This window comes from Ensifer sp. ENS07, assembly GCF_014852185.1.
GTDB lineage: Bacteria > Pseudomonadota > Alphaproteobacteria > Rhizobiales > Rhizobiaceae > Ensifer > Ensifer adhaerens.
In genome coordinates this window covers 137,832-162,885 of sequence record NZ_JACVBE010000004.1, presented here as the reverse complement: position 1 = coordinate 162,885, position 25,054 = coordinate 137,832, and the positions used below count along the sequence as shown (strand labels likewise).

Below are 25,054 nucleotides of genomic sequence, written 5' to 3'. Positions count from 1 at the left end.
CAGCCCCGCACAACTCAGCTGTGCGCGAAGATATCCGTCTCGTCCCAGCCAAGCAGGTCAAGCTTGGAGCGCGTCGGCAGGAAGGCGAAGCAGGCTTCGGCATGCTCGATGCGACCATCGCGGATGAGGCGCGCCGTCAGCTTGTCGCGCAGCGCATGCAGGTGCAGCACGTCGGAGGCGGCATATTCGAGCTGCGCCTGCGACAGGGTCTCTGCTGCCCAGTCGGACGACTGCTGCTGCTTGGAAATGTCGACGTCGAGCATTTCCTTGAGGTTGTCCTTGAGGCCGTGGCGATCGGTGTAAGTGCGGGTCAGCCGCGAGGCGATCTTGGTGCAGAAGACCGGCGTCGTCGTCACCCCGAAGGTATGGAAGAGGACGGCGATATCGAAGCGGCCGAAATGGAAGATCTTCTGGCGGGCCGGATCGGCAAGCATGGCGACGAGGTTCGGCGCTTGCTTCTGGCCGGCTGCGATGCGGATCACGTCGGCCGTACCGTCGCCCGGAGACAGCTGCACCACGCAAAGGCGATCACGGCGGGGGATGAGGCCGAGCGTTTCCGTGTCGATCGCGATTGCGCCTCGATAACGGTCGGCGTCGGTTGCGGAGATATCGCCTTCATGGAACCGTATTGCATTCGCCATCGAAAATCCCCAGATCAAACGAAGTGGTGTGGCCTATAGCGCAAGTTTGGCGTCGGCGATACCGTAGTCACGTTCCGCCCGCCGGCTGCCCTTTGAAAGTCCTGACGATGACGTCTTTTCAACCCGCCCTCGCTCTCTCCACGCTCGCGCTGGCGATCGGGCTGACGGCCATGCCGGCACCGGCGCAGACCTATCGGGACCTGCCGGGCGTGCGCCAGATGGATCCGTTGAATGGTGGTGGCGACCAAACCGTATGCGAGCAGACCTTTGTCGACCGAAACTATCCGTTCGAATCGTCGGCCCGCGGCGGCCCCATCTACGACACGATCTACAACTGCCGCCGTGGCGACGGGCCGGTCTTCCAGGGCAGCGACCTGCCGCCTTCGCTCTATCGGCAGAAGCGTGGTCTCGGCTACTAAGCAAAAACACGACAAGCAATCCTCGTGCGAAGACAGCATCGGGACCGCCACGCCGCTTGGCAAGCGGCGGAACGGTTCCTAGCCTCACGGCCAGAGCATGGGCGTCCTCCGTCTCAGCGCCGCGCAAAGGTCACGGTAGCGCTTTGAGGTGCTGCATGTTTTTATCCTTCGATCGACCCGATCAAAGGAAACCTGCAGTGGGAGGAACCATGCCCGACAACCGGCCGCTTGCCATCAGTGCACCCGCACCACGCACGCTCGATCTCATCTTCACACCGGAAACCCTCAAGGACCTGCATCGCCGCTACCGCATCGTCGAAGCGGACCCGGAGGATATCGCCGGCCTTGGCGACGACGTGCTCGGCAACGCCCACTACATCATCGGCCAGCCCCCGCTCGACCACGCCACCCTCAGGCGCATGAGCCAGCTGAAAGCGATCCTCAACGTCGAAAGCAACCTGATCAACAACATGCCCTATGAGGTGCTGTTCGAGCGCGGCATCCATGTGGTGACCACCGGGCAGGTCTTTGCCGAGCCGGTGGCGGAACTCGGCCTCGCCATGGCGCTCAACATCGCCCGCGGCGTCGTCGACGCCGACCTTTCCTTCCGTGAAGGCCGCGAACTCTGGGGTGGCGATGGCAACCGTTCGGCGCGCCTGCTTTCCGGCTCCGAGATCGGCATCATCGGCTTCGGCGATCTCGGCAAGGCCCTGAACCGCTTGCTCTCCGGCTTCCGGGCGAAAATCCGCGTCTTCGACCCCTGGATGCCGGCCTCGATCCTGCGGGACAATGGCGTTGAACCGGCTTCGCTCGAGACCGTGCTGGGCGAAAGCGACTTCGTCTTCGTCGTTGCTTCCGTTACCAGCGAGAACGAAGGCTTCCTTGGCGAGAAGGCGTTTGCCCGCATGCGTCCGGGTGCCGCCTTCATTCTCCTCAGTCGCGCCGGCGTCGTCGATTTCGAGGCGCTGATGGCCGCGGTCGCAAGCGGCCATATCGTGGCGGCGAGCGACGTCTTTCCGGAGGAGCCCCTGCCGCTCGACCATCCCGTTCGCCGCATGCCGGGCTTCCTGCGTTCGGCGCACCGCGCCGGCGCGCTCGACAGCGCCTTCAAGAAGATGGGCGACATGGTGCTCGAAGACATGGACCTGATGGATCGCGGCCTGCCACCGATGCGCTGCAAGCGTGCCGAGCGCGAAACCGTCGCGCGCATGCGCTCGAAGCCGGTAACGGTGAACTGAGACATTTTTCGCTGCGGATCTCGGCGGGATCGTGCATCCCGCCGATTAACGTGTTTTATGGGATTCGCATTTAACTTTTCTTGCACATGCGATCAACCTTGCACGTTAAGGTCGTCGCCGAGGCATCGTTACGGAATCAGAGAAACGCGATGGTAGACACGGCGCCCGGCGCTCGACAAGGCAAAGCACGCGATGGCTGGAACAGTTCGCTGCGATCGCTGTTCAGCCTCGTCATGGTCGCCATGCTGATCGTCGTTTCCGCGACGCTTGTCGGGCTCGACTACCATCGCTCGCGCAACGCCGCGATCGCTGATGCCGAGGCCAACATGCGCGGCTTCATGAACCGCCTTGTCGACCGGCTGGGCGTGCTCTCGGGCGACACTTCCGCCCTCGTCAATCTCGTCTCCTCCGTCGCCAATTCCTTCCTCGTGCCCCCGCCTGAGCGCATGAACGACAAGGTGGCGGTGCTTCGTGAAGGCATCACCCGCTCGCCGCACATCGATGGGGTCTATGTCGGCTACCCCAACGGCGCCTTCTTTCAGGTCGTCGACCTCAAGCAGGTTGCCTGGCGCATGGCGCTCGACGCGCCCCGTGGCGCCGCCATTGCGGTGCGCTCGATGGAAAGGGACTCAAACGGCAAGCCGCTCCAGCGCGTTCTCTTCGTCGACAAGGACGGCACGCAATTCTCCGAACGGCGGCTACCGCCATCGAGCTTCGACCCGCGCACGCGACCCTGGTATCGCGCGGCCGTCAACGGCAAGGCCGCGGTCTCGACTGGACCCTATGAAAGCGCCACCACCGAAACACTGGGCATGACCATCTCGCAGGCGCATCGCGGCAATCCGCAGATCGTCATCGGCGCCGATGTCGTGCTCGATACGATCACCGACTTCCTCGCCCGCGAACGGCTGACTGCTGGTTCGGTGTCCTTCATCCTCGATGCCGTCGGCCGGCCGATCATCCATTCCGACCGGGTGATGATGCGACGCATCATGGCTGCCAAGGATAAGGACGCCCCGATCGTGCAGGCCGACAGCGACCCGCTGATCCAGAGCATCCGCCAACATCCACCAGCGCCCGGCAAGGCCGACTTCGTCCAAGTCGGGGACCGCACCTACCTCGTCATGGTAACGCCGCTCGAATCCGCGCTGCTTCTCTCCGGCAACCGCGCCGTGGTGGCCGCACCGCTCGACGAATTGATGGCGGACGCCAACAAGACGCTCGTTCAGGGGCTGGCGATTTCCGGGGCCGTGGTAGCCTTGGCGGTACTCGCCTCGCTGGTGCTGGCGCATCTGATTACCAAGGGGCTCAACCAGCTGACCGCCAGCGCCAACCGGCTGCAGGACCTCGACTTCACCACCCCGATCGATGTTTCCTCGCATGTCAGCGAAATCTCGACCCTCGGCGGCGCCATGAACCGGGCCCGCGATGCAATCTTCACCTTTGCGCTCTATGTGCCGAAGGAACTGGTGCGCAAGGGCATCGAATCCGGCCATTTCAGCGGCCGCTCCGCCTGGCGTCAGGAAGTCACCGCGCTCTTCACCGACATCTACGATTTCACCACGCTCAGCGAACGGCATTCGCCCGAGGAGGTGGTGGCGATGCTGTCGGAGTATTTCGATATCTTCAGCGAGACGGTCGGCGAGCACGACGGCACGATCATCCAGTTCCTCGGCGATTCGGTCTTTGCCATGTGGAACGCCCCGGCACCGGACGACAAACACGCCGAGAATGCCTGTCGGTGCGCGCTCGCGGTCCAGCAGCGCCTCAGCATCTTCAACGAAGCACAGCGCAAGAAAGGACTGCCGGAGTTCCGCACACGCTTCGGCATTCACACCGGCACCGCCGTCGTCGGCAATGTCGGCGCCAAGGAGCGGCTGCAATATACCGCCATGGGCGACACGGTGAACGTCGCCTCGCGCCTCGAGGGCATGAACAAGAACTACGGCACGATGATCATGGCGAGCGGCGCGGTCGTTGCCCATACGGGTGGCACGATCCACTTCCGGCCGCTCGGCACAGCGCAGGCCAAGGGCCGGGCCTCGACCCTGGAGATTTACGAAGTGCTGGGCGCGGAGCCGAAAGAGCCGGAAGCCCTCGATGACGGCCCGAAGACACACGACAACTTGTCGGCCGGCTCCGAAAGCCGCGAATAGACGTCAGGAGCCGAGGCGGCGGTTCTGCCGGGTGACCCAGCGAATGCCGCCGACCACGGCGAAGGCGAGCAGTGGCCAGACGGCCCAGAAGACGCCGCGCCAGGTCAAGAGATTGATGGTGAGAAGCACCAATCCCGAGAGCACCAGTATGCCGATGCTGCGGTCCACCCACGGGTTGGTCTTGATCCAGGCAAGGCCGGCAAGGATGGCGAGGCCAAGCAGCGGCCAGACGGACCAGAAGGTTCCGTTCCAGGTCAACAGGTTGAGAGCGACCAAGCCAGCGGCAACGATGTAGAGAACCGGGAGCGATCCGCTCCTGATTGCCGCAATCACGCCCACCGGCTCCGGACGCGGCTTGGCCGCCTCGGCAGCGGCTGCTTCAGCACGGCGGCCGAAGGTCTCTGCGGCAAAGGTCGGACGGGGATCGTCCGCGCCGATGCGCACGGCATAGCTCGGCACACCGCCATCGATGTTCTTGACCTCAAGAGGCCCCAGAAAATCGAAACCGACGGCGACCTTGTTGCGCACCTGGTCGTACACGGTATTGGAGATGACGATGCCGCCAGCCGGCGCGGACGCCTGCAGCCTGGCTGCAACATTGACGCCGTCGCCGTAGAGATCGTCGCCCTCGGCGATCACGTCGCCGAGATTGATGCCGATGCGAAACAGCATCTGCTCGTCGGCCGCGCATTTCTCGTTGCAGCCGGCGAGTTCGTTCTGCACGTCGATCGCGGTGCGCAGCGCTTCCACGACGCTCGGAAACTCGGCGATCAGTCCATCACCCCAGGTGTTGACGACACGGCCCTCATGCGCCTCGATGAGCCTTCCCATGGCATCGCGATGGCGCTTCAACGTGGCGAGCGTGCCCTCCTCGTCGGCGCGCATCAGCCGCGTGTAGTCCTGGACGTCCGCAGAGAATATGGTCGTCAGCTTGCGACGTGTCTCAGACATCGCTTCGTCCTTCTCAAAGCCGCCGCCCCGGCGGACGATAACATGGGACCGCCCTCACGCGGAAAGCCTGCCCTTCATAGCCGATAGAATATCAATGCTGCCGGCCCAAGCTTCAAGGCGCACCACGCGAAAATATCCTGGGCATGCAACCATCCTGGTCGAAGAGCGAGGGTCGGAAGGCAGGAAATCGCCACGGAATCCGGCCAAACGCCAGAAACGAAAAAACCCCGGCGAACCGGGGTTTTTCAAAACCAAATCAAAGATTTGGTTTGGGAATTTGGTGCCCAGAAGAGGACTCGAACCTCCACACCCTTTCGAGTACCAGCACCTGAAGCTGGCGCGTCTACCAATTCCGCCATCTGGGCGACGAGCGGGTGTGTAAAAGGCTCGAGTCGAAGTGTCAACAGGCTTTTTGAAGTTTTCGTGTCGGAGGACAAAAAACTCAGTTCGAGGCGGTTTTTGCCCAATGCCGGATTGTGGATAGGCCGCTCGACAGCAGTCCCTCGGCCGCCTCGGCCGTGTCCGCCTCGACATAGCAACGCATCTCCGGTGCATTTCCGGAGGGGCGGAAGTGAACGATGCGACCGTCGTCAAGCGTCACCCGCAGCCCGTCGATATCGCTGACGGCGACCGGCCGGCCGATCGGCGCCAGGAATGCCGCGAGATTTTCGTTGCCGCCGCGCAAATAGGCCATCAGCCGGGCGCTGGTTTCGACCGGGAAATTTTCGAGCCGGTCGCTGAGCGCCACAGGAAGCCGATAGGAGGCGGCCAGCACCGACAGCGAGAGTTTGGCCTCTGCCGCCGCAGCCAGTGCGGCGACGATCGGCAGGACGCAGTCGCGGGTGGGCAGCGGCTGGAGGGTTGCGTCGTTGACGACGAAGGGGCTGGCCGTCAGCGTGCCGCCATTGGCCTCGAAGCCGGCGACCTTGGTCGACCCCTCGTCCAGGGCCTCCTGCATTCCGGCGATCACGAAGGGCGACCCGACGCGGGTGCGCAGCACGGAGAGCCCTTCCCTGCGCTCCAGGCCCGAATTCGAGGTGACCGGCGTGACGACAAGCGTAGCACCGAGGAAGCCGCAGGCAATCAGCCCGAGGAGATCGCCGCGCAGCGGCAAGCCGTTCTCGTCCGCGACCAGCGGCCGGTCGCCGTCGCCGTCCGCCGATACAATCGCATCGAGCCGGTGTTCGCGGGCCCATTCCTGAAGGCGTTCGATCGTGTCGGTGGACACCGCTTCGGTATCGACGGGGATAAAGTGTTCCGAACGTCCGAGGGCGACGACCTCGGCGCCAAAGAAGGCGATCAGATCGGCGAGAAGATCCCGCGCGGCGGTGCTGTGCTGGTAGACGCCGACCTTGAGGCCGGCGAGCGCGCCGGCGGGCAACAACTGCCGGTTTCGCTCGATGAAGAGCGAGGATGCGCGGGACGCATGGTCCTCACCAATGCCCTGATTGGCGACCGGCTCGATCTGCCCGGCGATTTCATCGGCAATCCGGCTGATGGCGACTTCATCTTCCTTGTCGATTTCGCCATCCGGCCGATAAAACTTGATGCCGTTCCGATCAGCCGGGATATGGGAGCCGGTGATCATCAGACCGGCCGCTCCGCATTCGCGGCCATAAAGCGCAAGCGCCGGCGTCGGCACCGTGCCGCAATCGAAGACGCGCAGTCCTTCGCGCGCGAGTGCCGAGGCACAGACTGCCGCGATTTCCGGGCTCGAATCGCGAAAGTCGCGGGCGATCACGATCGGGTCACCCGGCTGGCTGCGCCCGGACGTCAGAAGATAGCGCGCAAACGCGGTCGCGTAGCGGGCCGAAGGCTCACCCTTCAGTTCCTCTGAAAGGCCACGCAGGCCGCTGGTACCAAACTTCAACTGCATCGCATTCTCCGCTGCCCGTTGCCGGGCGAAAAAGGGACAAAAACAAAACGGCGCGCACGCGGGACAAGCGCTTTCCGGGCAAGTTGGCCAAAGGCCGGAGCTCCGAGGCTCCCTTCTGCACGCTCCCTGCCCATTGCCATGAATAAACCAAGAAATGCAAACGTAATACAGGCAGGGACACAACCGGAAGGCAGTGCTTTCCGAAAGCGAGGACAAAATGACGGGATTTCGCAATTTCGTTATCGGCTGCAGCTTGGCCGCCGCCTCCCTGATCACCCCCGTCGGACCTGTGCAGGCGATGCCGCTTCAGGCGCCCGACCTTCAGATCAAGGCACAAGGCGACGTCCAGAATGTGCAGTATTACCACCGCCGTTACGGCGGATATGGCGGATACGGCTGGCGAGGCGGTTGGGGAGGCCCCTATTACAGACGCGGATGGGGTAGCCCCTACTATGGCGGCTCCGGCCTGACCCTCTACTTCGGCTCGGGCGGATACTACGGCGGCGGTTACTATGGCGGCGGATACTACCCCCGCTACGGCTACTATCCCCGCTACGGCTACAATCGCGGCTATTATCCCCGCCGTTACTACGGCGGCAACTACTACTATCGCGATCGGTATGTCGGTGGCGGCAACGCCCATGTCAGCTGGTGCCTGTCGCGCTACCGTTCCTACAATCCGGCAACCAACCGGTTCTTGAGCTACGGCGGCGCTTACAAGGTCTGCTATTCGCCCTATCGCTAGAGCGCGGCGCGTCCGCATGAACGCACGAGAAACGCTCTAGCGCCCTGATTGGGGCGCGGCCTGGCCGTACCGCCTGCGCACCTTCTCTCCGCCCCGCATTAGCGGGAGTTGGAAGTTTTGCGCGCCATCACCGGCGCTTGCGTGCCCCAACATCTCGGCAGCGCCAGTTAAACCGGCATTAACTGCAAGAGCCTACCGTTTCAAAACGATCCACTGTGCTGCCAGGATGAATCATGCTGCTTCCGACCCAGCAATCTGCCGCCACCGCGACGACCAATCTGGTCGGCTCGATCCTCAAGGACATCGAAAAGCGGCAGACGGAGGAAGAAGAAAAGGCCAAGAGCACAAAGGACGACCGGCTCCTTAGGGCGCAGGTCGAGCCCGATGGCGCTCAAAAGGCCGCCAACGAGAAGATCAACGGCTACTTCTTCGATCATGCTCGCAACGACGCCAACAACAACCGCGCCGTGCTCATCCGTGAGGTCGGAAAATTTTTCGACATCGAGCGCGAAACGTTCAAGTCCGATTCCGCCTTTGCAAGGGAAATCGAGAACCAGCTGAAGCAGCTGGAATCGCCCGCCATTGCGAAAATCGAGGAAGAACTGGGGCTCGACAAGCTCGGACTATCGCTTACGGAGCTGGTCGAGGCGCTCAAGAACCCCGGCGGTCCGGAAAACGACGCACTGAAGGTTGCGCTCGGCGAAACGAGCGACAAGGGACCTCAAAGCGTTGCACAAGCCGCAAATGCCGTCGACCGCCTGAAGAGCGCGACGGAGCCTGCGTCGACCGAGGAAGCCCAGCTCAACAGCCTGCGCGGTGACCCGACGCGCAGAACCGACAAGCTGTCGCTCGACGAAGAGGAGCAGCATCTGCGGGCGCTCCAGCTCAAGGACGAGATGGAAGATATCGCCGACCAACGCACGGCAGCCGGCCCCTTTCTGCGCTTCGACGACAACGGCCTCTATAGGCTCGCTGCGCTAAGCCTCTGACGGCTTTCGGCGCACGATGCCGAGCCGCGCCATGACCTCCTTGGGTATGCCATAGCGGCGAACCACATCGCGGCTGTCACGCAGGCCGCAAATCTCCCGCTGAATGAGGAAGGCCCATACGGCATCGGCCGCCTCGTCGAGCACCCGCTCGCGTAGATCCCTCGCCACATCTCCCTTCAATGCCGCAAGCGCTGCAAGCGCCTTTTCGACCTTGAGGCCATGCCGGCCAAGCGCATCGGCGCGCTCGGACATCAATTCGTATTCGAGCACGTTGAAGGCGCCGGCCGTCGAGAAGTTCGGGCTTAGGGCTTTTGGGGGACGGACTGTCATCCGAAACTCCTGGCACAGACACCATTCGAGCCTGCAGAGCGGCTCCCTTAAAGATAGGCCTTGCAGACCCGTCCGCAAGCTGGGTCGCGACATGCCGGAAGCCGAAACATGGTTAAGAATTCATAAACCTCTTTGCCCTAACCTCAAACCATCATGCCGATTCTCCTATCCGCGGCCGAGCCGCGGCTGTCTGGCCATTCGCCACGACGCGCATGAGGCGCCAACCCGCAAGTCATGAACAGAAAGTCGCGCGCAAGCCGAAAAATCGGACCGCGCCCGAGCGCGTTTCGTCGTTCCACGACGAATGGTCAAACCGAGGTCAAGCGAGATGGAGACCAGAATGCTGATACCCATCCAGGCTCGAACCGCGGCCCCCACGGAAGAGACGAGCGCAAGGACGCTGCAGCCTGCAGCACCATTGACCGCCAGCCAGCGTGGCGAAGCCATACAGAAGATCCTCGATGCGCTGACGCGGCATCTTTCCGGTCGTGAGATCCTTTCGAAGGACGCGCTGGTGCGGCTGATGGAGGATCTCGCGCGCATCCTGAAGTTCCCGCCACTCCCGCAGGAGGGGGGGCGCGATTTCGTCCGGCGGTTGGTGGCCTTCCTCGAATCGATGCCGACGTCCGACCGGCTGCTTCTGGAGCGTCAGCTTGGCGGGCGCAATCTTTCAATCCGCGTCGGCCTGCTAGCGGACCTGCCGGCGATCCGCAACGGCACGAGCGCGCCGGGCGGCACCGCGACACCCATGCCGGCGCAGGCGCGCGACCTCATCCTGCGCAACCCCTCGCTCCAGCCTGCGCTGCCGTTCAGCCAGACCGCGGCACGCACGCCGCTCGGTGGTGAAGTCGCACTTCTACAGGCTGTGCTGCGCAAGACCTTTGGCGTCGGCAACGATGTGACCGAGCCGCAGGGCGAGGATCTGGACGCGGCCGGAACCGAAGCGCCATCAAAGAGCGGAAGCGAAAAGCCCACAGAGCGGGGTGAGGCGCGCGCGAACGCCGCGAAGAGCGCTTCATCGGGCGACACGCCGATCGGGAGCGCTGCCTCGCTGCTTGCGGGCGAAGGCGAGATCGCGGAACCGGCATCGCTGTCTGGCCCCATCGCCGAGGCCGAGCAGGACCTGCAATCCGGCGAAGTCGGACACGGCGAGACGGAAGCGCCCGCCAGAGAAAGTGCCGCAACACCGCTTGAAGCGCATGGCGCCGATGAAATGGAGGCTGCCGACACGATCGAAGGCGAGGATCCCGACGGCACCTACGGCCCGCTGCCCGATGCCGACGAAGAAGACGGCCACAGGACCACCGCTGCCGGTCGCAACGATCCGGAGGTGCGCTCGGCACGCGTGCTCTCCGAGCCCATCAAGACGCTCATCCGCGACAGCGTGGCCTTGCCTGCGGGCGCGGCCGATGGCGATCCGGGATCGGCGGCGCAGCAGACGGACGAGCCGGCTACGCAGCCCCAGCCCGCCGCCAAGGAAGCTGGCATGCGCGTCGCTGATGCCGCCGCCCGCCAGCGCGCCGTAACGGACGCCGGCACGACCTTGCCGTCGCTGCTCGACGATCGCTCCGAGGAGACCGCTGCACCACCGCGCGGACCCGCGGACATTCGCCCGCAACGCGCCACGGACGAGCAGACGGTGCAGCAGATGATCGCCAGACTGGTGGAAAACGGCCTGCCGCGCGAGGCCATCCCCTTCGCGATGATCCCCTATCCAGTGGCCGCCGGCGAGGTGGAAGGCGAAGACCATTCGCGCGGCATGCCCGGAGGCTCGGGCGAAGATGCAGCGGGTGAGGACGAAACGACACAAGAGGGAAGCGACGGAAATCCGGAAGACGGAGAGCCGACCGGCGAAGCCATGCCGGAGGGCGAGGCACCGGAACCGCCCGACGCCTACGATCTTTACCGCAGGCTCGGCGGTCTCGGCTAAGACGCCGGTTCAGCCTTAAGCTCGGGCCTAGCCCCATCCAGGGCTGGGGGCCGATTTCACAATTCGGACTTGGTTGGAAAGAAAAACCCGCGGAGATCGCTCTCCGCGGGTTTTCCAATTCAAACGCCAGGCAACGATTACTCGTTGTTCTGGCGGTTCTTCAGAGCGGCGCCGAGGATGTCGCCGAGCGAAGCGCCCGAGTCGGACGAACCGAACTGAGCAACGGCTTCCTTCTCTTCAGCGATTTCCAGAGCCTTGATCGACAGCTGGATCTTTCGGTCCTTCTTGGAGAAGTTGGTGACGCGAGCGTCGACAACCTGACCAACCGAGAAACGCTCCGGACGCTGTTCGTCACGATCACGCGACAGGTCAGCGCGGCGGATGAACGAGGTGATGTCTTCGTGGTTGACGAGCTTCACTTCGATGCCGCCATCGTTGATCGCGATGATCTCGGCCGAAACAACGGCGTTCTTGCGCAGTTCGCCCGAAGCAGCGGCGTCGCCGACTGCATCCTTGCCGAGCTGCTTGATGCCGAGCGAGATGCGCTCCTTCTCGACGTCGACGTCAAGAACAACAGCGCGAACGACGTCGCCCTTGTTGAACTCTTCGATGACCTGCTCGCCCGGACGGTTCCAGTCGAGGTCGGAAAGGTGAACCATGCCGTCAACGTCGCCGTCGAGGCCGATGAACAGGCCGAATTCGGTCTTGTTCTTGACTTCGCCTTCGACTTCGGTGCCAGCCGGATGGCTATGCGCGAATGCCTGCCACGGGTTCTCGAGCGTCTGCTTGAGGCCGAGCGAGATACGACGCTTGGTCGGATCGACTTCGAGAACGACAACGTCGACTTCCTGGCTCGTGGACAGGATCTTGCCGGGGTGTACGTTCTTCTTGGTCCAGGACATTTCGGAGATGTGGATCAGGCCTTCGATGCCCGGCTCCAGCTCGACGAACGCACCGTAGTCGGTGATGTTCGTGACGGTACCGGAGATCTTCTTGCCGACCGGGTACTTCGCACCGATGCCATCCCACGGATCCGACTCGAGCTGCTTCATGCCGAGCGAGATGCGGTGGGTTTCCTGGTTGATGCGGATGATCTGAACCTTGACCTGCTGGCCGATGTTCAGGATCTCCGACGGATGGTTCACACGGCGCCATGCCATGTCGGTGACATGGAGCAGACCGTCGATGCCGCCGAGGTCGACGAACGCACCGTAGTCGGTGATGTTCTTGACGACACCTTCGACAACCTGGCCTTCTTCAAGGTTCTGAACGATTTCAGAACGCTGCTCGGCACGGGACTCTTCGAGAACCGTACGACGCGATACGACGATGTTGCCGCGGCGCTTGTCCATCTTGAGGATTTCGAAGGGCTGCGGGTTGTGCATCAGCGGGGTGACGTCGCGGATCGGACGGATGTCGACCTGCGAGCGCGGAAGGAAGGCAACGGCGCCGTCGAGATCGACGGTGAAGCCACCCTTGACCTGGTTGAAGATGATGCCTTCGACGCGTTCGCCGGCTTCGAACTTCACTTCCAGGCGCATCCAGCTTTCTTCGCGGCGAGCCTTTTCGCGCGACAGAACAGCTTCGCCGAGCGCGTTTTCGATGCGCTCAACGTAGACTTCGACTTCGTCGCCGACCTTGAGCGAGCCGTCCTTCGCCTTCGCGCCGAATTCCTTCAGAGCGATGCGGCCTTCGACCTTCAGACCGACGTCGACAACGGCGACGTCCTTTTCGATGGCCGTGACAATGCCCTTGGCAACATAGCCTTCGGCGAGATCGGTCTTCGCGAAGGATTCTTCGAGAAGCGCTGCGAAATCGTCACGGGTTGGGTTGGTAGCAGACATGGAATCTCCTGCATGCATCTCACGGGGGAGACGCATATGCGCCGGGGGCTGGTGTTGAACAGGCCTGAACCCAGTCCGCCCCATCGAAGGGACAATCCGGCGCGTGGACGGAATTTCAGGCTTATGCAAGAAGAGCGATCCTGACAGTGTCCGGGATGGGCTCTTCTTCAGATCTTCTTGATCAGGGCCGCATCGATCAAAGACTTCGCGGCCTGAAACGCCGCCTCTATACTCATTTCAGACGTATCAAGCAAGTGCGCGTCGTCGGCCGGGCGCAAAGGACTGTCGGCGCGGCCCATATCACGCTCGTCGCGCTTCTTCACATCCTCGAAAATCGTCTGGTAGTCGGCCGGCTGACCATTGCCGATGATCTCGTCATAGCGGCGCTGCGCCCGCACTTCCGGCGATGCTGTGACATAGAGCTTCACCGGAGCATCCGGGCATACGACCGTGCCGATGTCGCGGCCGTCGAGCACCGTGCCGGGCTCGCGCAGCGAAAAAACCTGCTGCGCCTCGACCAGCGCCCGGCGCACGGCCGGCATGACCGCGATCTTCGAGGCGGCCTCGCCGATCGCGTGGGCGGAAAGCACCGAGCGATCGAGCCCGGCCAGTTCAACCTCGCGCGCCACCTTCTCGGCGACCGCCTCGTCGTCGAGCGGCAAGCCGCCATCGAGCAGCGCCTTGGCGGTGGCGCGGTAGGTGAGGCCGGTATCGAGATGATGGAAGCCGTATTCCTCGGCGATGCGGCGCGAGAGCGTGCCCTTGCCGGCTGCGGCCGGTCCGTCGATAGCGATGGTGAACGTCATTTTCCAACCTGCATATGTATGTGGTCGTCGTGCCTGGCGGCCCGGCAACCCTGAAACCGAATGGACCCCGCTTCGACGCCAAGTCTCTGCGCCAGATGCGGCTCCACGAAAATCTTCTCGATGCCGAAACCGCCCCCCTCGGCCGAGAGCCAGCGGAGCGCCTCTGCGGTCCGGCCTTCTTCCAGCGGCAAGGGCCGCCACAGCGATTGCAAGAAGTCCAAGTCCCAGCGCAAGGTCAAGAGGTCTTCGCGATCCCGGCATGGGAGAATGCTGTCCGGTCCCGGCTGCTCGAAGGCAAAATAGCCGATCGGCGAGCGGGTCGCCTGATCCTCATAATCGCCCTCGGCATCCTGATAGAAGAACGCGACATCGAGCTTCCGACCGTCCGAATGGGACAAATGCGGGAAGAGCGGAAAACCGTCGAAGAACGGAAAGTTGGCGTCGAGCGCCAAGGTGGTCGTTCCGGGGAATACCTGATCCACATGGCGTGACAGGGCAGCGGCCGCTTCCTTCAGTTCCGGAACGACATATTGGCGGTTCAGGACACAGAAGAGCGGCGACTGCATTTTCAGCCGCGACGTGCCGTCGTCGAAACAGGGCAGAGGAACGCGGCCGAAGATCGGCGCAATGGCATAGCTGAGCGCGGTCCCTGCCGCATAGAGGCCGAGAAAGAGCGCCAGAAATACGGCAACGCCGGCTCTCCTTCGACGCAGGAGCCCAAGAGTGACGATCCAGACGGCGCCACCGATCTGCGTCAGCAACGTCAGAAGAACCACGACCGCGAGTGTCAGCAGCCATCTCATTGTTACCGCCGGAATCGTGGGTCTCACGCGATCCTCGCGCCGAGGCTGGTCATGAGGTCCATGAATTCAGGAAAGCTTGTCGCGACCATCGACACGTCGTCGACGGTGACCGGGTGTTCGGATGCAAGCCCGAAAATAAGGAAGCTCATGGCGATGCGGTGATCGAGATGGGTGTTTACGGTCGCGCCGGCAGCGCTTCCGAGCCCCTTACCGTCGCGACGGCCGCGCACGACCAGCGACGAGGCGCCCTCCTCGCAATCGACGCCATTGCGCTTCAGGCCCCCGGCGATGGCGGCGAAGCGATCGGACTCCTTCACACGCAGTTCGTCGAGCCCGGCCATGACGGTATTCCCCTCGGCGAAGGCGGCGGCGATGGCGAGAGCCGGGTACTCGTCGATCATCGAGGCGGCGCGCTCTTCGGGAACGGTGACACCGCTGAGTTCCGAGTGCCGTACGCGCAGATCCCCCACGTCCTCCCCGCCAACCTGTCTGCTGCCGATCACCTCGATATCCCCTCCCATCTCCTTAAGCGTCAGGATCAGGCCCGTGCGCGTCGGGTTCATCAGCACGTTGGTGATCGTGATGTCGGAGCCTGGGACGATCAGGGCTGCGACCAGCGGGAAAGCCGCGGACGAGGGATCGCCGGGCACGTCGATCTCCTGGCCGGTAAGCTTGCCGCGACCATCAAGGCGGATCGTACGGACGCCGCTGACGTCGGTCTCGACAGTGAGCGCGGCGCCAAATGCCTCCAGCATCCGTTCCGTATGATCGCGCGTCATGACCGGTTCGATGACAGTGGTGATCCCGGGCGCGTTGAGACCGGCAAGCAGCACCGCCGACTTCACCTGTGCGGAGGCGACGGGCACGCGATAGGTGATCGGGGCAGGCGTCTTCGGTCCGCGTAGGGTCACAGGCAGGCGATCGCCTGCGGCGGCCCTCACCTGCGCGCCCATTTCGCGCAAGGGCTCGAGAACCCGCGCCATCGGCCGGCGGCTGAGCGAAGCATCGCCAAGGAATGTCGTTTCGAAGTCGTAGACGCCCGCCAACCCCATCGCCAGACGGCAGCCTGTGCCAGCATTGCCGAAATCGAGCGGCGCTTCCGGCGCAAGCAGTGCACCGTTGCCGACACCATCGACGATAAAGGTATCGGCCTCCTTACGAATGCGGGCCCCCATCGCCTGCATCGCGCGGCCGGTGGCCAGCACGTCCGCGCCTTGTAGCAGGCCGGTAATGCGCGTCTCGCCGCTAGCAAGCCCGCCCAGCATCAGCGCCCGGTGCGAGATCGACTTGTCGCCGGGGATGCGGATCGAGCCGCGCAGATCGGCGGACTTTCGGGCAGTGGCGGGTCTCGGGCCCGATCCATGAGACATGCGGCATCCTCTGGCCCGAAAGGGCGTTCTTACCGAAGGGCACAACCGCGCCCGCACCGCGGCACTCCTATCACACCCTCGCTGCGTGTTTCCATAAATTGCGGCCGCTCGCGGAGCGCCACAAGGGGCGGGCAAGAGCCGGAAAGCCAGCAACGCCGGGGCTTTGGCGATTTGTCTTTGACAGATGCGGCCAAGACGATTATGGGGACCGGCTAATCATCATAAGCTTGATACCCTTTCCACCCGCCGGCTTTCCGGCAAGCGCCGGCTCGACCGGCCATTCAAGAGGCTTTGACTGTGGCAAAACCGGAACTTGGAACAAAGCGCATCGACCCGGAAACGGGGCGCAAATTCTACGATCTGAACAGTGATCCGATCGTTTCGCCTTACACCGGCAAGTCCTATCCGCTGTCCTTCTTCGAAGAAACCTCGGTCGCCAAGGTGCTCGAGAAGGAAGAAGAAGAAGAGGTAACGGAAGTCGACGCAGAGAACACCGAAGTCGAACTCGTTTCGCTCGAGGATGCCGATGATGAGGCAGCGGGCGGCGACGACCTGCCGGATCTCGGCGACGACGACGTCGAAATCGACGGCGACGACGATGACGACACCTTCCTGCAGACCGACGACGAAGACGATGACGACGACATGAGCGACCTCATCGGCGTGTCGGACGACGAAGAAGACGTCTAAGCGCTTCAAATGACAAAGAAATGCTCCCGTCCTCGGCCAAAGTGGCCCGGACGGGAGAAAAACGGCCCGGACAAAAAATAAATCCACAGGCCACGCATTTTTCGGCTTGCCATCCTCAAAAAGGGGAAGTAATAAGCCGCCACTCGCCGAGCACAACAGCTCGACGAACTTCCCGGACCGGCCTAGCCGGAACCCGATATGGGGCTATAGCTCAGCTGGGAGAGCGCTTGCATGGCATGCAAGAGGTCAGCGGTTCGATCCCGCTTAGCTCCACCAAAACTTTCCTTCGATTGATCAGTACCCAGTCCTCAGGGACCTTCGTTCGCGGCCATTTCGTCCAGCGAATCCAGGATCATCGTCAGCAACCGGATGATGTCGGCGGATTCGAGCAGAGCATTGCGGATTTCGCGCTCGGACCGTTTGGGTATGGACCCGGCAATGTCCAGCAGGATGTTGGTCACGTCCGGCGCTTCGGTGTTCGGTTCCATGCCCGTCTGCTCGCGCATGCAGCGGATCAGCGCCACTGCGCCTTCAAGCAAACGCTGTGCCTGCACCGGGGTGAGGTCATGGACCTCGTTGGCGGCACGAAACAGCTGCGATCGGAAGCCGGCTATCGTGGTCATCTCGCGGATGATACTCCTTTCGGCTTCAAATGAAAGTGGTGGCCGGGGCCGCCCACGCAACGTTCGGATGAACATGATGCATGCGTTACCTTGCGCGAACGCGAACAGCCGTTTCGCGCGCAACATCCGGCCGCGCGCCATGCATTCATGATTTGTTAAGCAGCGGAACGCAGAAGCTGATGCCATGTTTCTGATCTCGAAAATCTTCTGGCTCATTGTGCAGCCGCTGTCGTTCTCGCTGCTCGCCGTCATCGCCGGGCTGCTTGCGACGGCCATCGGCTGGCGACGCATCGACGCCGTTCTCGGCAGCCTGGGCGCGCTGGTTCTTTTCATCAGCCTGTTCACCACCGCTGGCCCCTATGCCCTGCAAGCGCTTGAGGATCGATTTGTGCGCCCGACGCCGCCGACAGCGCTTTCCTGCATCATTGTGCTCGGCGGGGCCTTCGAAAACGAAGTCATGGCAAGCCGCGGCGGCACGGAGCTCAACCAGGCAGCAGACCGCTTCATCGAGACAGCGAGCCTCGCCAAGCGCTATCCCGAAGCACGAATCCTCGTCTCCGGCGGCGATGGCTCGATCAGCGGCGCCTACGAGGGCGATGCGCTGGCCTCGAAGGCGTTCTTCGACATCTTCGGCATTGCGGCCGATCGGGTGATCCGCGAGGAAGATTCGCGCACCACCTTCGAGAACGCGCGCTACACCAAGGATCTTCTGGCTGCAAACGGGCTGACGCAATGTGCGCTCGTCACCTCGGCGTATCACATGCCGCGCTCCGTCGGGCTGTTCCGCGCCAACGACATCGACGTCCTGCCCTGGCCGACCGACTACCGCACCAGCGGCAAGGTGTGGCTTGGCTTCGATTTCACCCAGCCCTCACTGAACGCGCAGCTGACGACGACGGCCGCCAAGGAATGGACCGGGCTCGTCGCCTATTACCTGCTCGGCCGCACTCAGACGGTGCTGCCGCGCTAGACGACCATGACACGCCCCAGTGCAGCAAACGGCAGCGCGCCTCCTGACTTCATCCCGACGGTGCGCTAATGATCTGCGGGAGCCAATCGGGCTGAAACGGAGCGCCCATGCCGATCCTCGAAATCCTCGACTATGCCGGTGTGGCCGTGTTTGCCGCAACCGGGGCGCTGTCGGCCTCGCGCAAGCAACTCGACATCATCGGCTATCTGTTCCTGGCCTCGGTCACCGGCATCGGCGGCGGCACGATGCGTGACGTCGTGCTCGGCGCAACGCCCGTCTTCTGGGTCACCAATCCGACCTATCTTCTGGTCTGCGCGACGGTCGCCGTTCTCCTGTTCTTCACCGCCCATCTCTTCGATTCCCGCTACCGGGTCCTCGTCTGGCTCGATGCGATCGGGCTGTCGGCCTATTGCGTGATGGGTGCGGCGAAAGGCTATGCAGCGACGGGGTCGCCGAGCGTCGCGCTCGTTACCGGCATGCTGACGGCGACGTTCGGCGGCGTGCTTCGCGATCTGCTGGCCGGAGAACCCTCGGTGCTGCTGCGGCCGGAAGTCTATGTGACGGCAGCGCTGATCGGTGCCAGTGCCTACGTGCTGGCGACGATGGTAGGACTACCACTTGTGGCCGCCTCAACGCTCGGCGTGGCCTCGGCCTTTGCCGTGCGTGCCGGTGCGCTCAAGTTCGGATGGACGCTGCCGACCGGCAAGGCGCTGCCGGGCCGCGATCCGGACGACGTGATGTGAGCCTTTCGCACGTGCGTGCCTATGACAGGCGGCGGACAGCGCCGGTATCGTAGTTGATGCGGTGTCGGCCGCCACCCGGGCGGCTTCAGCGAAAGGGATACAGCATGCGTTTCTTCAGCAACAAGCTTGCCGCACTCGCCCTTCTTTGCATGGCCTCGCCGGCATTTGCCGCCACGACCGTCAAGGTCGTCGAAGGTGGTGAAGCGGGCGGCCCGATGACACTGACACTCGACCAGTCGACGATAAAGGCCGGAGAGACTGTCTTCCTGGTGCACAACGACGCCATGACGGAAGAGCACGAGATGGTGCTGGTGAAGCTGAAATCAGCCGACCAGAAGATCAATCTCATCGCGGCCAAGCATCGGGTCGACGAAAAGCAGCTCAAGAGCCTCGGCGAGGTTTCCGAGCTGAAGCCCGGAGCCGACGGCCAGCTGAAAGCCAAGCTCGCGCCGGGCAGCTACGTGCTCCTTTGCAACATCAAAGGACACTACGAGGCCGGCATGCGCGCCAATCTGACGGTGACGGAATAGCGGCGATCGATCGCCATCGCGGCCACCATGACGGTGGCCGCCGGATCAGCGGTCGTTTTTACGGCGCAGACGAATGACCACGTCGACATGGGCGATCTCCATGCCCTCGGGCGGTTCCGGCAGGTTGTCGATGTGGATGTTGCTGACCGGAATATCGAGAACCTCGTTCTGGCCCTCGACGAAGAAGTGATGATGGTCCGACACGTTGGTGTCGAAATAGGTCTTGGCGCTTTCCACCGCCAGCACGCGGATCATGCCGGCTTCGGTAAACTGGTGCAGCGTGTTGTAGACGGTCGCCAGCGACACCGGCACGCCGGCCATGACGGCCTCTTCGTGCAGTTCTTCGACGGTCAGGTGGCGATCACCCTTGGCAAAGATCAGATCGGCGAGGGCAACGCGTTGACGGGTCGGACGCAGGCCTGAGTGGCGTAGCCTTTCTTCCGAACTCACTTCTGTTGCTTTCGTCATCAAGGGTCGTTCCATGTATCCCGGCGAAATTCACAATACTTCCTCCGCGATATAACTTTTACGTCCTCGCCTTTCAATAGATTCCAGCCCTGACAGGCGTTGCAAAGCCCGAAAAACCGGTCAAACTCGGGGAATGCTGGCAATTAACTCTGGTCGCGCCCACATTGATCCTGTAAGCGACGGCGGAGTGAAATCGCCATCAGAAGCGATGGAGACCGGACGGAAAACCGCAAGATCCGGGTCGCCACGCTTCATTTCAAGCCGAACTTGCTCTAAAGCAGGTCGGACAACACAATTTGTTACGCGGGGAAACATCTATTCATGACGACCAGACAATCCAGCTTCAGCTATGAGGAAATCCTGGCCTGCGGCCGTGGTGAGTTGTTTGGCCCCGGCAATGCCCAGCTGCCGCTGCCGCCGATGCTGATGGTCCACCGCATCACCGAAATCTCCGAGACCGGCGGCGCCTTCGACAAGGGTTACCTGCGCGCCGAATACGACGTGCGGCCGGACGACTGGTATTTTCCCTGCCACTTCCAGGGCAACCCGATCATGCCCGGCTGCCTCGGCCTCGACGGTATGTGGCAGCTGACCGGCTTTTACCTCGGCTGGCTTGGCGAGCCCGGCCGCGGCATGGCGCTTTCCACCGGCGAAGTGAAGTTCAAGGGCATGGTGCGTCCCCATACCAAGCTTCTCGAGTACGGCATCGACTTCAAGCGCGTCATGCGCGGCCGGCTCGTGCTCGGCACGGCCGACGGCTGGTTGAAAGCCGATGGCGAGACTATCTATCAGGCAACCGACCTCCGCGTCGGCCTGTCGAAGGATAAGGCCGAGTAAAATCCAGGCCTTTCCGCAGCCAACGAAATAAAGAAAAGGTCAGTACCATGAGACGGGTTGTTGTCACGGGCCTCGGCATCGTTTCCTCGATCGGGAACAATGCAGACGAAGTTACGGCGTCGTTGCGCGATGCCAAGTCGGGCATCACGTTTTCTCCCGATTTCGCCGAGAATGGCTTCAAGTGCCAGGTCTGGGGCGCGCCGTCGCTCGATCCGACCGAACTCGTCGATCGCCGTGCCATGCGCTTCCTGTCTCAGGGCGGCGCCTGGAACCACGTGGCGATGAAGCAGGCGATCGCCGACTCCGGTCTGGAAGAAGCCGTCATCGCCCGCAACGAGCGTACCGGCATCATCATGGGCTCGGGCGGACCGTCCACCCGCACCATCGTTGAAGCGGCCGACATCACCCGCAAGAACGTCAGCCCGAAGCGCATCGGCCCGTTCGCCGTTCCGAAGGCGATGTCTTCGACGGCGTCGGCGACGCTTGCCACCTGGTTCCAGATCCACGGCGTCAACTATTCGATCTCGTCGGCCTGCTCGACCTCGGCCCATTGCATCGGCAACGCCGCCGAGATGATCCAGTGGGGCAAACAGGACGTGATGTTTGCCGGGGGTCACGAAGACCTCGACTGGACAATGTCCAACCTGTTCGACGCCATGGGCGCCATGTCGTCGAAGTACAACGAAACGCCGGCGACGGCTTCGCGCGCCTATGACGCCAACCGCGACGGCTTCGTCATTGCCGGTGGCGCAGGCGTTCTCGTTCTCGAAGAGCTGGAGCACGCCAAGGCCCGCGGCGCGAAGATCTACGCCGAAATCGTCGGCTACGGCGCCACCTCCGACGGCTACGACATGGTGGCTCCGTCGGGCGAAGGCGCGATCCGCTGCATGCGTCAGGCGCTCTCGACCGTGAAGGGCGAGGTCGACTACATCAACACCCACGGCACCTCCACCCCGGTTGGCGACAGCAAGGAAATCGGCGCGATCCGCGAAGTGTTCGGCAGCAAGATGCCGCACATCCAGTCGACCAAGTCGCTCACGGGTCACTCGCTCGGTGCGGCCGGCGTGCAGGAATCGATCTACGGCCTGTTGATGATGCAGGCGGGCTTCATCGGCGAAAGCGCGCATATCAGCGAACTCGACCCGGAATTCGATGGCGTTCCGATCGTTCGTAAGCGCATCGACAATGCCAAGATCGATACGGTTCTTTCGAACTCCTTCGGCTTCGGCGGCACCAACGCAACGCTCGTCTTCCAGCGCTACAACGGATAACACCATGACGGGACTGATGACTGGAAAGCGTGGCCTCATCATGGGTGTGGCCAACAACCATTCTATTGCCTGGGGCATCTCCAAGGCGCTTGCAGCGCAAGGCGCGGAACTGGCCTTCACCTTTCAGGGCGAGGCGCTGGGTAAGCGCGTCAAGCCGCTGGCGGCCGAGCTCGGTTCCGACTTCCTGCTTCCTTGCGATGTCGAAGACATTGCGTCTGTCGATGCGGTCATCGATGCGATCAAGGAACGCTGGGGCAAGCTCGACTTCATCGTTCATGCCATCGGCTTTTCGGACAAGAACGAGCTGAAGGGCCTCTACGCCGACACCTCGCGCGACAACTTCAGCCGCACGATGGTGATCTCCTGCTTCTCCTTCACCGAGATCGCCAAGCGGGCTGCCGAACTGATGGATGAGGGCGGCTCGATGCTGACGCTCACCTATGGCGGCTCGATGCGCGTCATGCCGAACTACAACGTCATGGGTGTCGCCAAGGCAGCGCTCGAGGCGTCGGTGCGCTATCTCGCCGCCGACTATGGCGTTCGCGGCATTCGCGTCAACGCGATCTCGGCGGGCCCGATCCGCACGCTTGCCGGCGCCGGCATTTCCGACGCCCGGGCGATGCTTTCCTGGCAGCAGAAGAACTCGCCGCTGCGCCGCACTGTCACGATCGACGATGTCGGCAGCTCGGCCCTCTACCTTCTTTCGGACCTTTCGCGCGGCGTGACCGGCGAAATCCACTACGTCGATTCCGGCTACAACATTACGTCGATGCCGGCACTCGATGCGCTCAGGACCGCCGACGCAGAGTGACGGCAGCGGCAAAGCCGCTGACTGACGACCCAGCTTCTCTAGAAAACCCCGGCGAGACACCTCGCCGGGGTTTCTTTTTTGAGGTCGGCAAGGCCCGACGGCCTGAGACAACATCAGTCCGGAAGGCCGGCCTTGTGGAATCCGTCCACGAAGTGCGCGAGCGTCGCTGCGTCACGAAACGGCTCGGTCGTCGCCCAGAAACCGGTCGTGAAATGCGGGTTGGCGACGAGGAACAGGTCGACCTCGGCGCGTGCCTCGTCGAACCGCCCCAATTGCGCGAGGCTCGCCGCCAGGAAGCGACGCGAGCTGGTGCGGTAGGTCTCGTCCTTGCGCAGCGTCTCGACCGCGGCTTCGTAGTCTCCGGCCGCATACTGCGCCTGGCCGAGTGTCAGATAGTACCAGCTTGCCGGATAGGGGTTCAGCCGGAACGCCTTGCGAATGTGCTCCAGCCCTTCCTCGACCCGGCCTGCCAGGATCGTGATGTCGGACAATGTCGCCCAGGTGTCGGCTTCGTTCGGGTCAAGCTCGATGGCCCTGGCAAATTCCGCGTCGGCCTCGGCGAAGTTGCGCTCATAGGCAAGCAGATTGGCCAGCACCCAGCGGCAACCTGCGTCGTTGGGATCGATCGCGACGGCTTTGCGCGCCAATTCCAGGGCGATGCCGCGGGTCGGTACGATTGGCTCGCCCCAGTGCACCCACCCCATCCAGTGGTTCATGGCGAGCCAGCGATAGGCCTCGGCATAATCAGGGTCGAGCGAAACGGCGCGAGTGAGCATCAGATGCGCTTCCCGGGCGGTCTGCGGCGAATCGTCGATCAGCTTGCGCGCCCGCACGCAGAGATCATAGGCCTCGAGGCTCCTGGGGCGATTGCGTGACGGCGGGGTACGCAGCCGACCGAGCAACGCCTCGACGATCTTGGCCGTCACCTCGTCCTGAACGGCAAAGATGTCTTCCAGGTTGCGGTCGAAGCGTTCGGCCCAGAGGTGCTCTCCGCTCAGCGCATCGACCAGCTGGGCGTTGATGCGCACGCGTCCGGAGGCGCGCCTTGCGCTTCCTTCCAGAAGGTAGCGCACGCCGAGGTCTTCGGCGATCGCGCGTACATCCATCGCCCTGCCCTTGTAGGCAAAGGTGGAATTGCGGGCGATGACGAACAGACCACCGCTCCGGGAGAGATCGGTGATCAGATCCTCCGTCAGCCCGTCCGCGAAGGAATCCTGATCGGGATCGTTGCTGAGATTGACGAAGGGCAGCACCGCGATCGAAGGCCGGCCCGGCAACGGCAGCGGCTTTCGCCCGCCTGCCAGCCGCTCGATACTGCCCATGAAACGGTAGCCGATGCGCGGAACCGTTGAAATCCACTCGCCGCCGTCGGCAGCCCGGCCGAGCAGCTTCCTGAGCTGTGCGATCTGTACGGTGAGATTGCCTTCCTCGACGGCCGTACCCGGCCAGGCCGCGTCCATCAGCTCGGTCTTGGCGAGGATTTCGCCCGGCCTTTCCACGAGCGCCGCAAGCAGCTTCACGCCGCGATGCCCGACCGCAACCGGATCATCGTTCCGCAGGAGCGTTCCCGCACCCGGATCAAGCACGAACGGACCAAAGGCAAACCGTGTATCCTGCATGCGGCGATCTATAGCCCGTTTGGAAGTTTTTGAGAACTTTTTGGAAGGGCTTAAGTACGGCGCCGATCCTATTCCGCAGAATCCAACCTCCTTCAGATCGAGGGTCCCCCCGACCCTCAAAGCCGATAGCGAGGTTGTCATGAACAACGCCCCCTTTTCTCCCATTGCATCGCCTCAGGCCGCGGCGCCTGAGACGCCGAGGAGCCCGACGCGTTCGCATTCCCCTGTCGAGACGCTGAAACGGATGGTCGCCGCCTGGCGTGAACGGAACCAATTTCACCTAGAGCTCGATCGAAAGCTCAAGGGCGATCCGCATCTGATCGACGATATCGGCCTGACGCGACGTCAAGTCGAGGAGGAGCTCGCCAGGCCCTTCTGGCAAGTGCTTTGAGAT

25 protein-coding genes and 2 tRNA genes are annotated in these 25,054 nt (G+C 62.9%); 15 read left to right on the top strand and 12 right to left on the bottom strand.

Annotated elements, in window-relative coordinates; genetic code table 11:
- Positions 1 to 14 precede the first annotated feature (14 nt).
- The gene (locus IB277_RS15670) at positions 15 to 641 is read right to left on the bottom strand and encodes a ribonuclease D (protein ID WP_090296238.1); all 627 of its coding nucleotides are present in this window, start codon (positions 639 to 641) and stop codon (positions 15 to 17) included.
- Between the two features lie 107 nt (positions 642 to 748).
- On the opposite strand from IB277_RS15670, the gene IB277_RS15665 reads away from it, so the two are divergent.
- The 3 genes from IB277_RS15665 to IB277_RS15655 all read left to right on the top strand — a co-directional run bounded on the left by IB277_RS15665 (position 749) and on the right by IB277_RS15655 (position 4,454).
- Positions 749 to 1,060: a hypothetical protein gene (locus IB277_RS15665; RefSeq protein ID WP_029742399.1), complete on the top strand. Its 312-nt coding sequence runs from the start codon at positions 749 to 751 to the stop codon at positions 1,058 to 1,060.
- A gap of 209 nt (positions 1,061 to 1,269) precedes the next feature.
- Positions 1,270 to 2,298, top strand: a complete 1,029-nt coding sequence (locus IB277_RS15660; RefSeq protein WP_090296233.1) for a hydroxyacid dehydrogenase — start codon at positions 1,270 to 1,272, stop codon at positions 2,296 to 2,298.
- A 149-nt stretch (positions 2,299 to 2,447) separates the two neighbouring features.
- Positions 2,448 to 4,454, top strand: a complete 2,007-nt coding sequence (locus tag IB277_RS15655) for an adenylate/guanylate cyclase domain-containing protein (protein WP_110818563.1) — start codon at positions 2,448 to 2,450, stop codon at positions 4,452 to 4,454.
- 3 nt (positions 4,455 to 4,457) lie between these two features.
- Here IB277_RS15655 and IB277_RS15650 read toward each other — a convergent pair whose 3' ends face one another.
- The 3 genes from IB277_RS15650 to IB277_RS15640 form a co-directional block, all read right to left on the bottom strand.
- Positions 4,458 to 5,405: an adenylate/guanylate cyclase domain-containing protein gene (locus tag IB277_RS15650; protein ID WP_029742396.1), complete on the bottom strand. Its 948-nt coding sequence runs from the start codon at positions 5,403 to 5,405 to the stop codon at positions 4,458 to 4,460.
- Positions 5,406 to 5,683: 278 nt separating this feature from the next.
- Positions 5,684 to 5,770 (bottom strand) — tRNA-Leu (locus IB277_RS15645).
- 77 nt (positions 5,771 to 5,847) lie between these two features.
- A complete protein-coding gene (locus tag IB277_RS15640; protein WP_110818594.1) occupies positions 5,848 to 7,275 on the bottom strand; it encodes a phosphomannomutase in 1,428 nt (475 codons plus the stop codon).
- Positions 7,276 to 7,498: 223 nt separating this feature from the next.
- Here IB277_RS15640 and IB277_RS15635 point away from each other — a divergent pair, with 223 nt between their 5' ends.
- Complete coding sequence (locus IB277_RS15635) at positions 7,499 to 8,026, top strand: BA14K family protein (protein ID WP_034805252.1); 528 nt, start codon at positions 7,499 to 7,501, stop codon at positions 8,024 to 8,026.
- 233 nt (positions 8,027 to 8,259) lie between these two features.
- Positions 8,260 to 9,015 carry a hypothetical protein gene (locus IB277_RS15630; RefSeq protein ID WP_110818564.1) on the top strand — a complete coding sequence of 252 codons (756 nt, stop codon included), beginning with the start codon at positions 8,260 to 8,262 and terminating at the stop codon, positions 9,013 to 9,015.
- Here IB277_RS15630 and IB277_RS15625 read toward each other — a convergent pair.
- Complete coding sequence (locus IB277_RS15625; protein ID WP_060608536.1) at positions 9,004 to 9,345, bottom strand: DUF6665 family protein; 342 nt, start codon at positions 9,343 to 9,345, stop codon at positions 9,004 to 9,006. The two genes, IB277_RS15630 and IB277_RS15625, sit on opposite strands and share 12 nt — an antisense overlap.
- Positions 9,346 to 9,685: 340 nt before the next feature.
- Here IB277_RS15625 and IB277_RS15620 point away from each other — a divergent pair, with 340 nt between their 5' ends.
- A complete protein-coding gene (locus tag IB277_RS15620; RefSeq protein ID WP_146242986.1) occupies positions 9,686 to 11,275 on the top strand; it encodes a hypothetical protein in 1,590 nt (529 codons plus the stop codon).
- A 137-nt stretch (positions 11,276 to 11,412) separates the two neighbouring features.
- Here the strand turns inward: IB277_RS15620 and rpsA are convergent, their stop codons facing one another.
- From rpsA to aroA, 4 genes are all read right to left on the bottom strand, one after another.
- The gene (gene rpsA, locus IB277_RS15615; protein WP_082005877.1) at positions 11,413 to 13,137 is read right to left on the bottom strand and encodes a 30S ribosomal protein S1; all 1,725 of its coding nucleotides are present in this window, start codon (positions 13,135 to 13,137) and stop codon (positions 11,413 to 11,415) included.
- A 149-nt stretch (positions 13,138 to 13,286) separates the two neighbouring features.
- Complete coding sequence (cmk, locus tag IB277_RS15610) at positions 13,287 to 13,925, bottom strand: (d)CMP kinase (protein WP_110818566.1); 639 nt, start codon at positions 13,923 to 13,925, stop codon at positions 13,287 to 13,289.
- On the bottom strand, positions 13,922 to 14,728 hold the full coding sequence (locus IB277_RS15605; protein ID WP_110818567.1) for a hypothetical protein: 807 nt from the start codon (positions 14,726 to 14,728) through the stop codon (positions 13,922 to 13,924). The genes cmk and IB277_RS15605 overlap by 4 nt, the downstream gene beginning before the upstream one ends.
- 23 nt (positions 14,729 to 14,751) lie before the next feature.
- Positions 14,752 to 16,098 (bottom strand): 3-phosphoshikimate 1-carboxyvinyltransferase, encoded by a 1,347-nt coding sequence (aroA, locus tag IB277_RS15600; RefSeq protein WP_110818568.1) that lies wholly within the window; start codon positions 16,096 to 16,098, stop codon positions 14,752 to 14,754.
- A gap of 297 nt (positions 16,099 to 16,395) precedes the next feature.
- Between aroA and IB277_RS15595 the strand changes: the two genes are divergently transcribed.
- The gene (locus IB277_RS15595) at positions 16,396 to 16,788 is read left to right on the top strand and encodes a TIGR02300 family protein (RefSeq protein WP_029742385.1); all 393 of its coding nucleotides are present in this window, start codon (positions 16,396 to 16,398) and stop codon (positions 16,786 to 16,788) included.
- Positions 16,789 to 16,988: 200 nt separating this feature from the next.
- Positions 16,989 to 17,064, top strand: a tRNA-Ala gene (locus IB277_RS15590).
- Between the two features lie 32 nt (positions 17,065 to 17,096).
- On the opposite strand, the gene IB277_RS15585 is transcribed toward IB277_RS15590, so the two are convergent.
- Positions 17,097 to 17,627 carry a hypothetical protein gene (locus IB277_RS15585; RefSeq protein ID WP_146242987.1) on the bottom strand — a complete coding sequence of 177 codons (531 nt, stop codon included), beginning with the start codon at positions 17,625 to 17,627 and terminating at the stop codon, positions 17,097 to 17,099.
- Here IB277_RS15585 and IB277_RS15580 point away from each other — a divergent pair.
- The 3 genes from IB277_RS15580 (at position 17,596) to IB277_RS15570 (ending at position 19,654) form a co-directional block, all read left to right on the top strand.
- Positions 17,596 to 18,381: a YdcF family protein gene (locus IB277_RS15580; protein ID WP_192371314.1), complete on the top strand. Its 786-nt coding sequence runs from the start codon at positions 17,596 to 17,598 to the stop codon at positions 18,379 to 18,381. The genes IB277_RS15585 and IB277_RS15580 overlap by 32 nt on opposite strands.
- 107 nt (positions 18,382 to 18,488) lie before the next feature.
- Entirely contained in the window at positions 18,489 to 19,124 is a 636-nt protein-coding gene (locus IB277_RS15575; protein WP_029742382.1) for a trimeric intracellular cation channel family protein, read from the top strand.
- Between the two features lie 104 nt (positions 19,125 to 19,228).
- Positions 19,229 to 19,654, top strand: coding sequence for a plastocyanin/azurin family copper-binding protein (locus IB277_RS15570; RefSeq protein ID WP_034804743.1), 426 nt, complete (start codon positions 19,229 to 19,231; stop codon positions 19,652 to 19,654).
- A 45-nt stretch (positions 19,655 to 19,699) separates the two neighbouring features.
- Here IB277_RS15570 and irrA read toward each other — a convergent pair whose 3' ends face one another.
- A complete protein-coding gene (gene irrA, locus IB277_RS15565; RefSeq protein WP_029742380.1) occupies positions 19,700 to 20,122 on the bottom strand; it encodes an iron response transcriptional regulator IrrA in 423 nt (140 codons plus the stop codon).
- A 321-nt stretch (positions 20,123 to 20,443) separates the two neighbouring features.
- Between irrA and fabA the strand changes: the two genes are divergently transcribed.
- The 3 genes from fabA to fabI are packed head-to-tail and all read left to right on the top strand — an operon-like array spanning position 20,444 to position 23,041.
- Complete coding sequence (gene fabA, locus IB277_RS15560) at positions 20,444 to 20,959, top strand: 3-hydroxyacyl-[acyl-carrier-protein] dehydratase FabA (protein WP_029742379.1); 516 nt, start codon at positions 20,444 to 20,446, stop codon at positions 20,957 to 20,959.
- A 47-nt stretch (positions 20,960 to 21,006) separates the two neighbouring features.
- Positions 21,007 to 22,230, top strand: coding sequence for a beta-ketoacyl-ACP synthase I (gene fabB, locus IB277_RS15555; RefSeq protein WP_029742378.1), 1,224 nt, complete (start codon positions 21,007 to 21,009; stop codon positions 22,228 to 22,230).
- 4 nt (positions 22,231 to 22,234) lie between these two features.
- The gene (fabI, locus tag IB277_RS15550) at positions 22,235 to 23,041 is read left to right on the top strand and encodes an enoyl-ACP reductase FabI (RefSeq protein ID WP_029742377.1); all 807 of its coding nucleotides are present in this window, start codon (positions 22,235 to 22,237) and stop codon (positions 23,039 to 23,041) included.
- A gap of 113 nt (positions 23,042 to 23,154) precedes the next feature.
- Here the strand turns inward: fabI and IB277_RS15545 are convergent, their stop codons facing one another.
- Complete coding sequence (locus IB277_RS15545) at positions 23,155 to 24,660, bottom strand: winged helix-turn-helix domain-containing tetratricopeptide repeat protein (protein WP_060519517.1); 1,506 nt, start codon at positions 24,658 to 24,660, stop codon at positions 23,155 to 23,157.
- Between the two features lie 139 nt (positions 24,661 to 24,799).
- Between IB277_RS15545 and IB277_RS38075 the strand changes: the two genes are divergently transcribed.
- The gene (locus IB277_RS38075; protein WP_060519868.1) at positions 24,800 to 25,051 is read left to right on the top strand and encodes a DUF1127 domain-containing protein; all 252 of its coding nucleotides are present in this window, start codon (positions 24,800 to 24,802) and stop codon (positions 25,049 to 25,051) included.
- Positions 25,052 to 25,054 lie beyond the last annotated feature (3 nt).

Coding starts and splice junctions, on each gene's coding strand:
- IB277_RS15605 (WP_110818567.1), bottom strand. CDS start 14,728: ATGAGATGGCTGCTGACACTCGCGGTCGTGGTTCTTCTGACGTTGCTG.
- cmk (WP_110818566.1), bottom strand. CDS start 13,925: ATGACGTTCACCATCGCTATCGACGGACCGGCCGCAGCCGGCAAGGGC.
- IB277_RS15585 (WP_146242987.1), bottom strand. CDS start 17,627: ATGAGCCAGAAGATTTTCGAGATCAGAAACATGGCATCAGCTTCTGCG.
- IB277_RS15545 (WP_060519517.1), bottom strand. CDS start 24,660: ATGCAGGATACACGGTTTGCCTTTGGTCCGTTCGTGCTTGATCCGGGT.
- irrA (WP_029742380.1), bottom strand. CDS start 20,122: ATGACGAAAGCAACAGAAGTGAGTTCGGAAGAAAGGCTACGCCACTCA.
- fabA (WP_029742379.1), top strand. CDS start 20,444: ATGACGACCAGACAATCCAGCTTCAGCTATGAGGAAATCCTGGCCTGC.
- IB277_RS15620 (WP_146242986.1), top strand. CDS start 9,686: ATGCTGATACCCATCCAGGCTCGAACCGCGGCCCCCACGGAAGAGACG.
- IB277_RS15575 (WP_029742382.1), top strand. CDS start 18,489: ATGCCGATCCTCGAAATCCTCGACTATGCCGGTGTGGCCGTGTTTGCC.
- IB277_RS15665 (WP_029742399.1), top strand. CDS start 749: ATGACGTCTTTTCAACCCGCCCTCGCTCTCTCCACGCTCGCGCTGGCG.
- IB277_RS15625 (WP_060608536.1), bottom strand. CDS start 9,345: ATGACAGTCCGTCCCCCAAAAGCCCTAAGCCCGAACTTCTCGACGGCC.
- IB277_RS15635 (WP_034805252.1), top strand. CDS start 7,499: ATGACGGGATTTCGCAATTTCGTTATCGGCTGCAGCTTGGCCGCCGCC.
- IB277_RS15630 (WP_110818564.1), top strand. CDS start 8,260: ATGCTGCTTCCGACCCAGCAATCTGCCGCCACCGCGACGACCAATCTG.
- IB277_RS15650 (WP_029742396.1), bottom strand. CDS start 5,405: ATGTCTGAGACACGTCGCAAGCTGACGACCATATTCTCTGCGGACGTC.
- IB277_RS15580 (WP_192371314.1), top strand. CDS start 17,596: ATGTTTCTGATCTCGAAAATCTTCTGGCTCATTGTGCAGCCGCTGTCG.
- rpsA (WP_082005877.1), bottom strand. CDS start 13,137: ATGCATGCAGGAGATTCCATGTCTGCTACCAACCCAACCCGTGACGAT.
- IB277_RS15655 (WP_110818563.1), top strand. CDS start 2,448: ATGGTAGACACGGCGCCCGGCGCTCGACAAGGCAAAGCACGCGATGGC.
- aroA (WP_110818568.1), bottom strand. CDS start 16,098: ATGTCTCATGGATCGGGCCCGAGACCCGCCACTGCCCGAAAGTCCGCC.
- IB277_RS15660 (WP_090296233.1), top strand. CDS start 1,270: ATGCCCGACAACCGGCCGCTTGCCATCAGTGCACCCGCACCACGCACG.
- IB277_RS38075 (WP_060519868.1), top strand. CDS start 24,800: ATGAACAACGCCCCCTTTTCTCCCATTGCATCGCCTCAGGCCGCGGCG.
- IB277_RS15570 (WP_034804743.1), top strand. CDS start 19,229: ATGCGTTTCTTCAGCAACAAGCTTGCCGCACTCGCCCTTCTTTGCATG.
- fabB (WP_029742378.1), top strand. CDS start 21,007: ATGAGACGGGTTGTTGTCACGGGCCTCGGCATCGTTTCCTCGATCGGG.
- IB277_RS15670 (WP_090296238.1), bottom strand. CDS start 641: ATGGCGAATGCAATACGGTTCCATGAAGGCGATATCTCCGCAACCGAC.
- fabI (WP_029742377.1), top strand. CDS start 22,235: ATGACGGGACTGATGACTGGAAAGCGTGGCCTCATCATGGGTGTGGCC.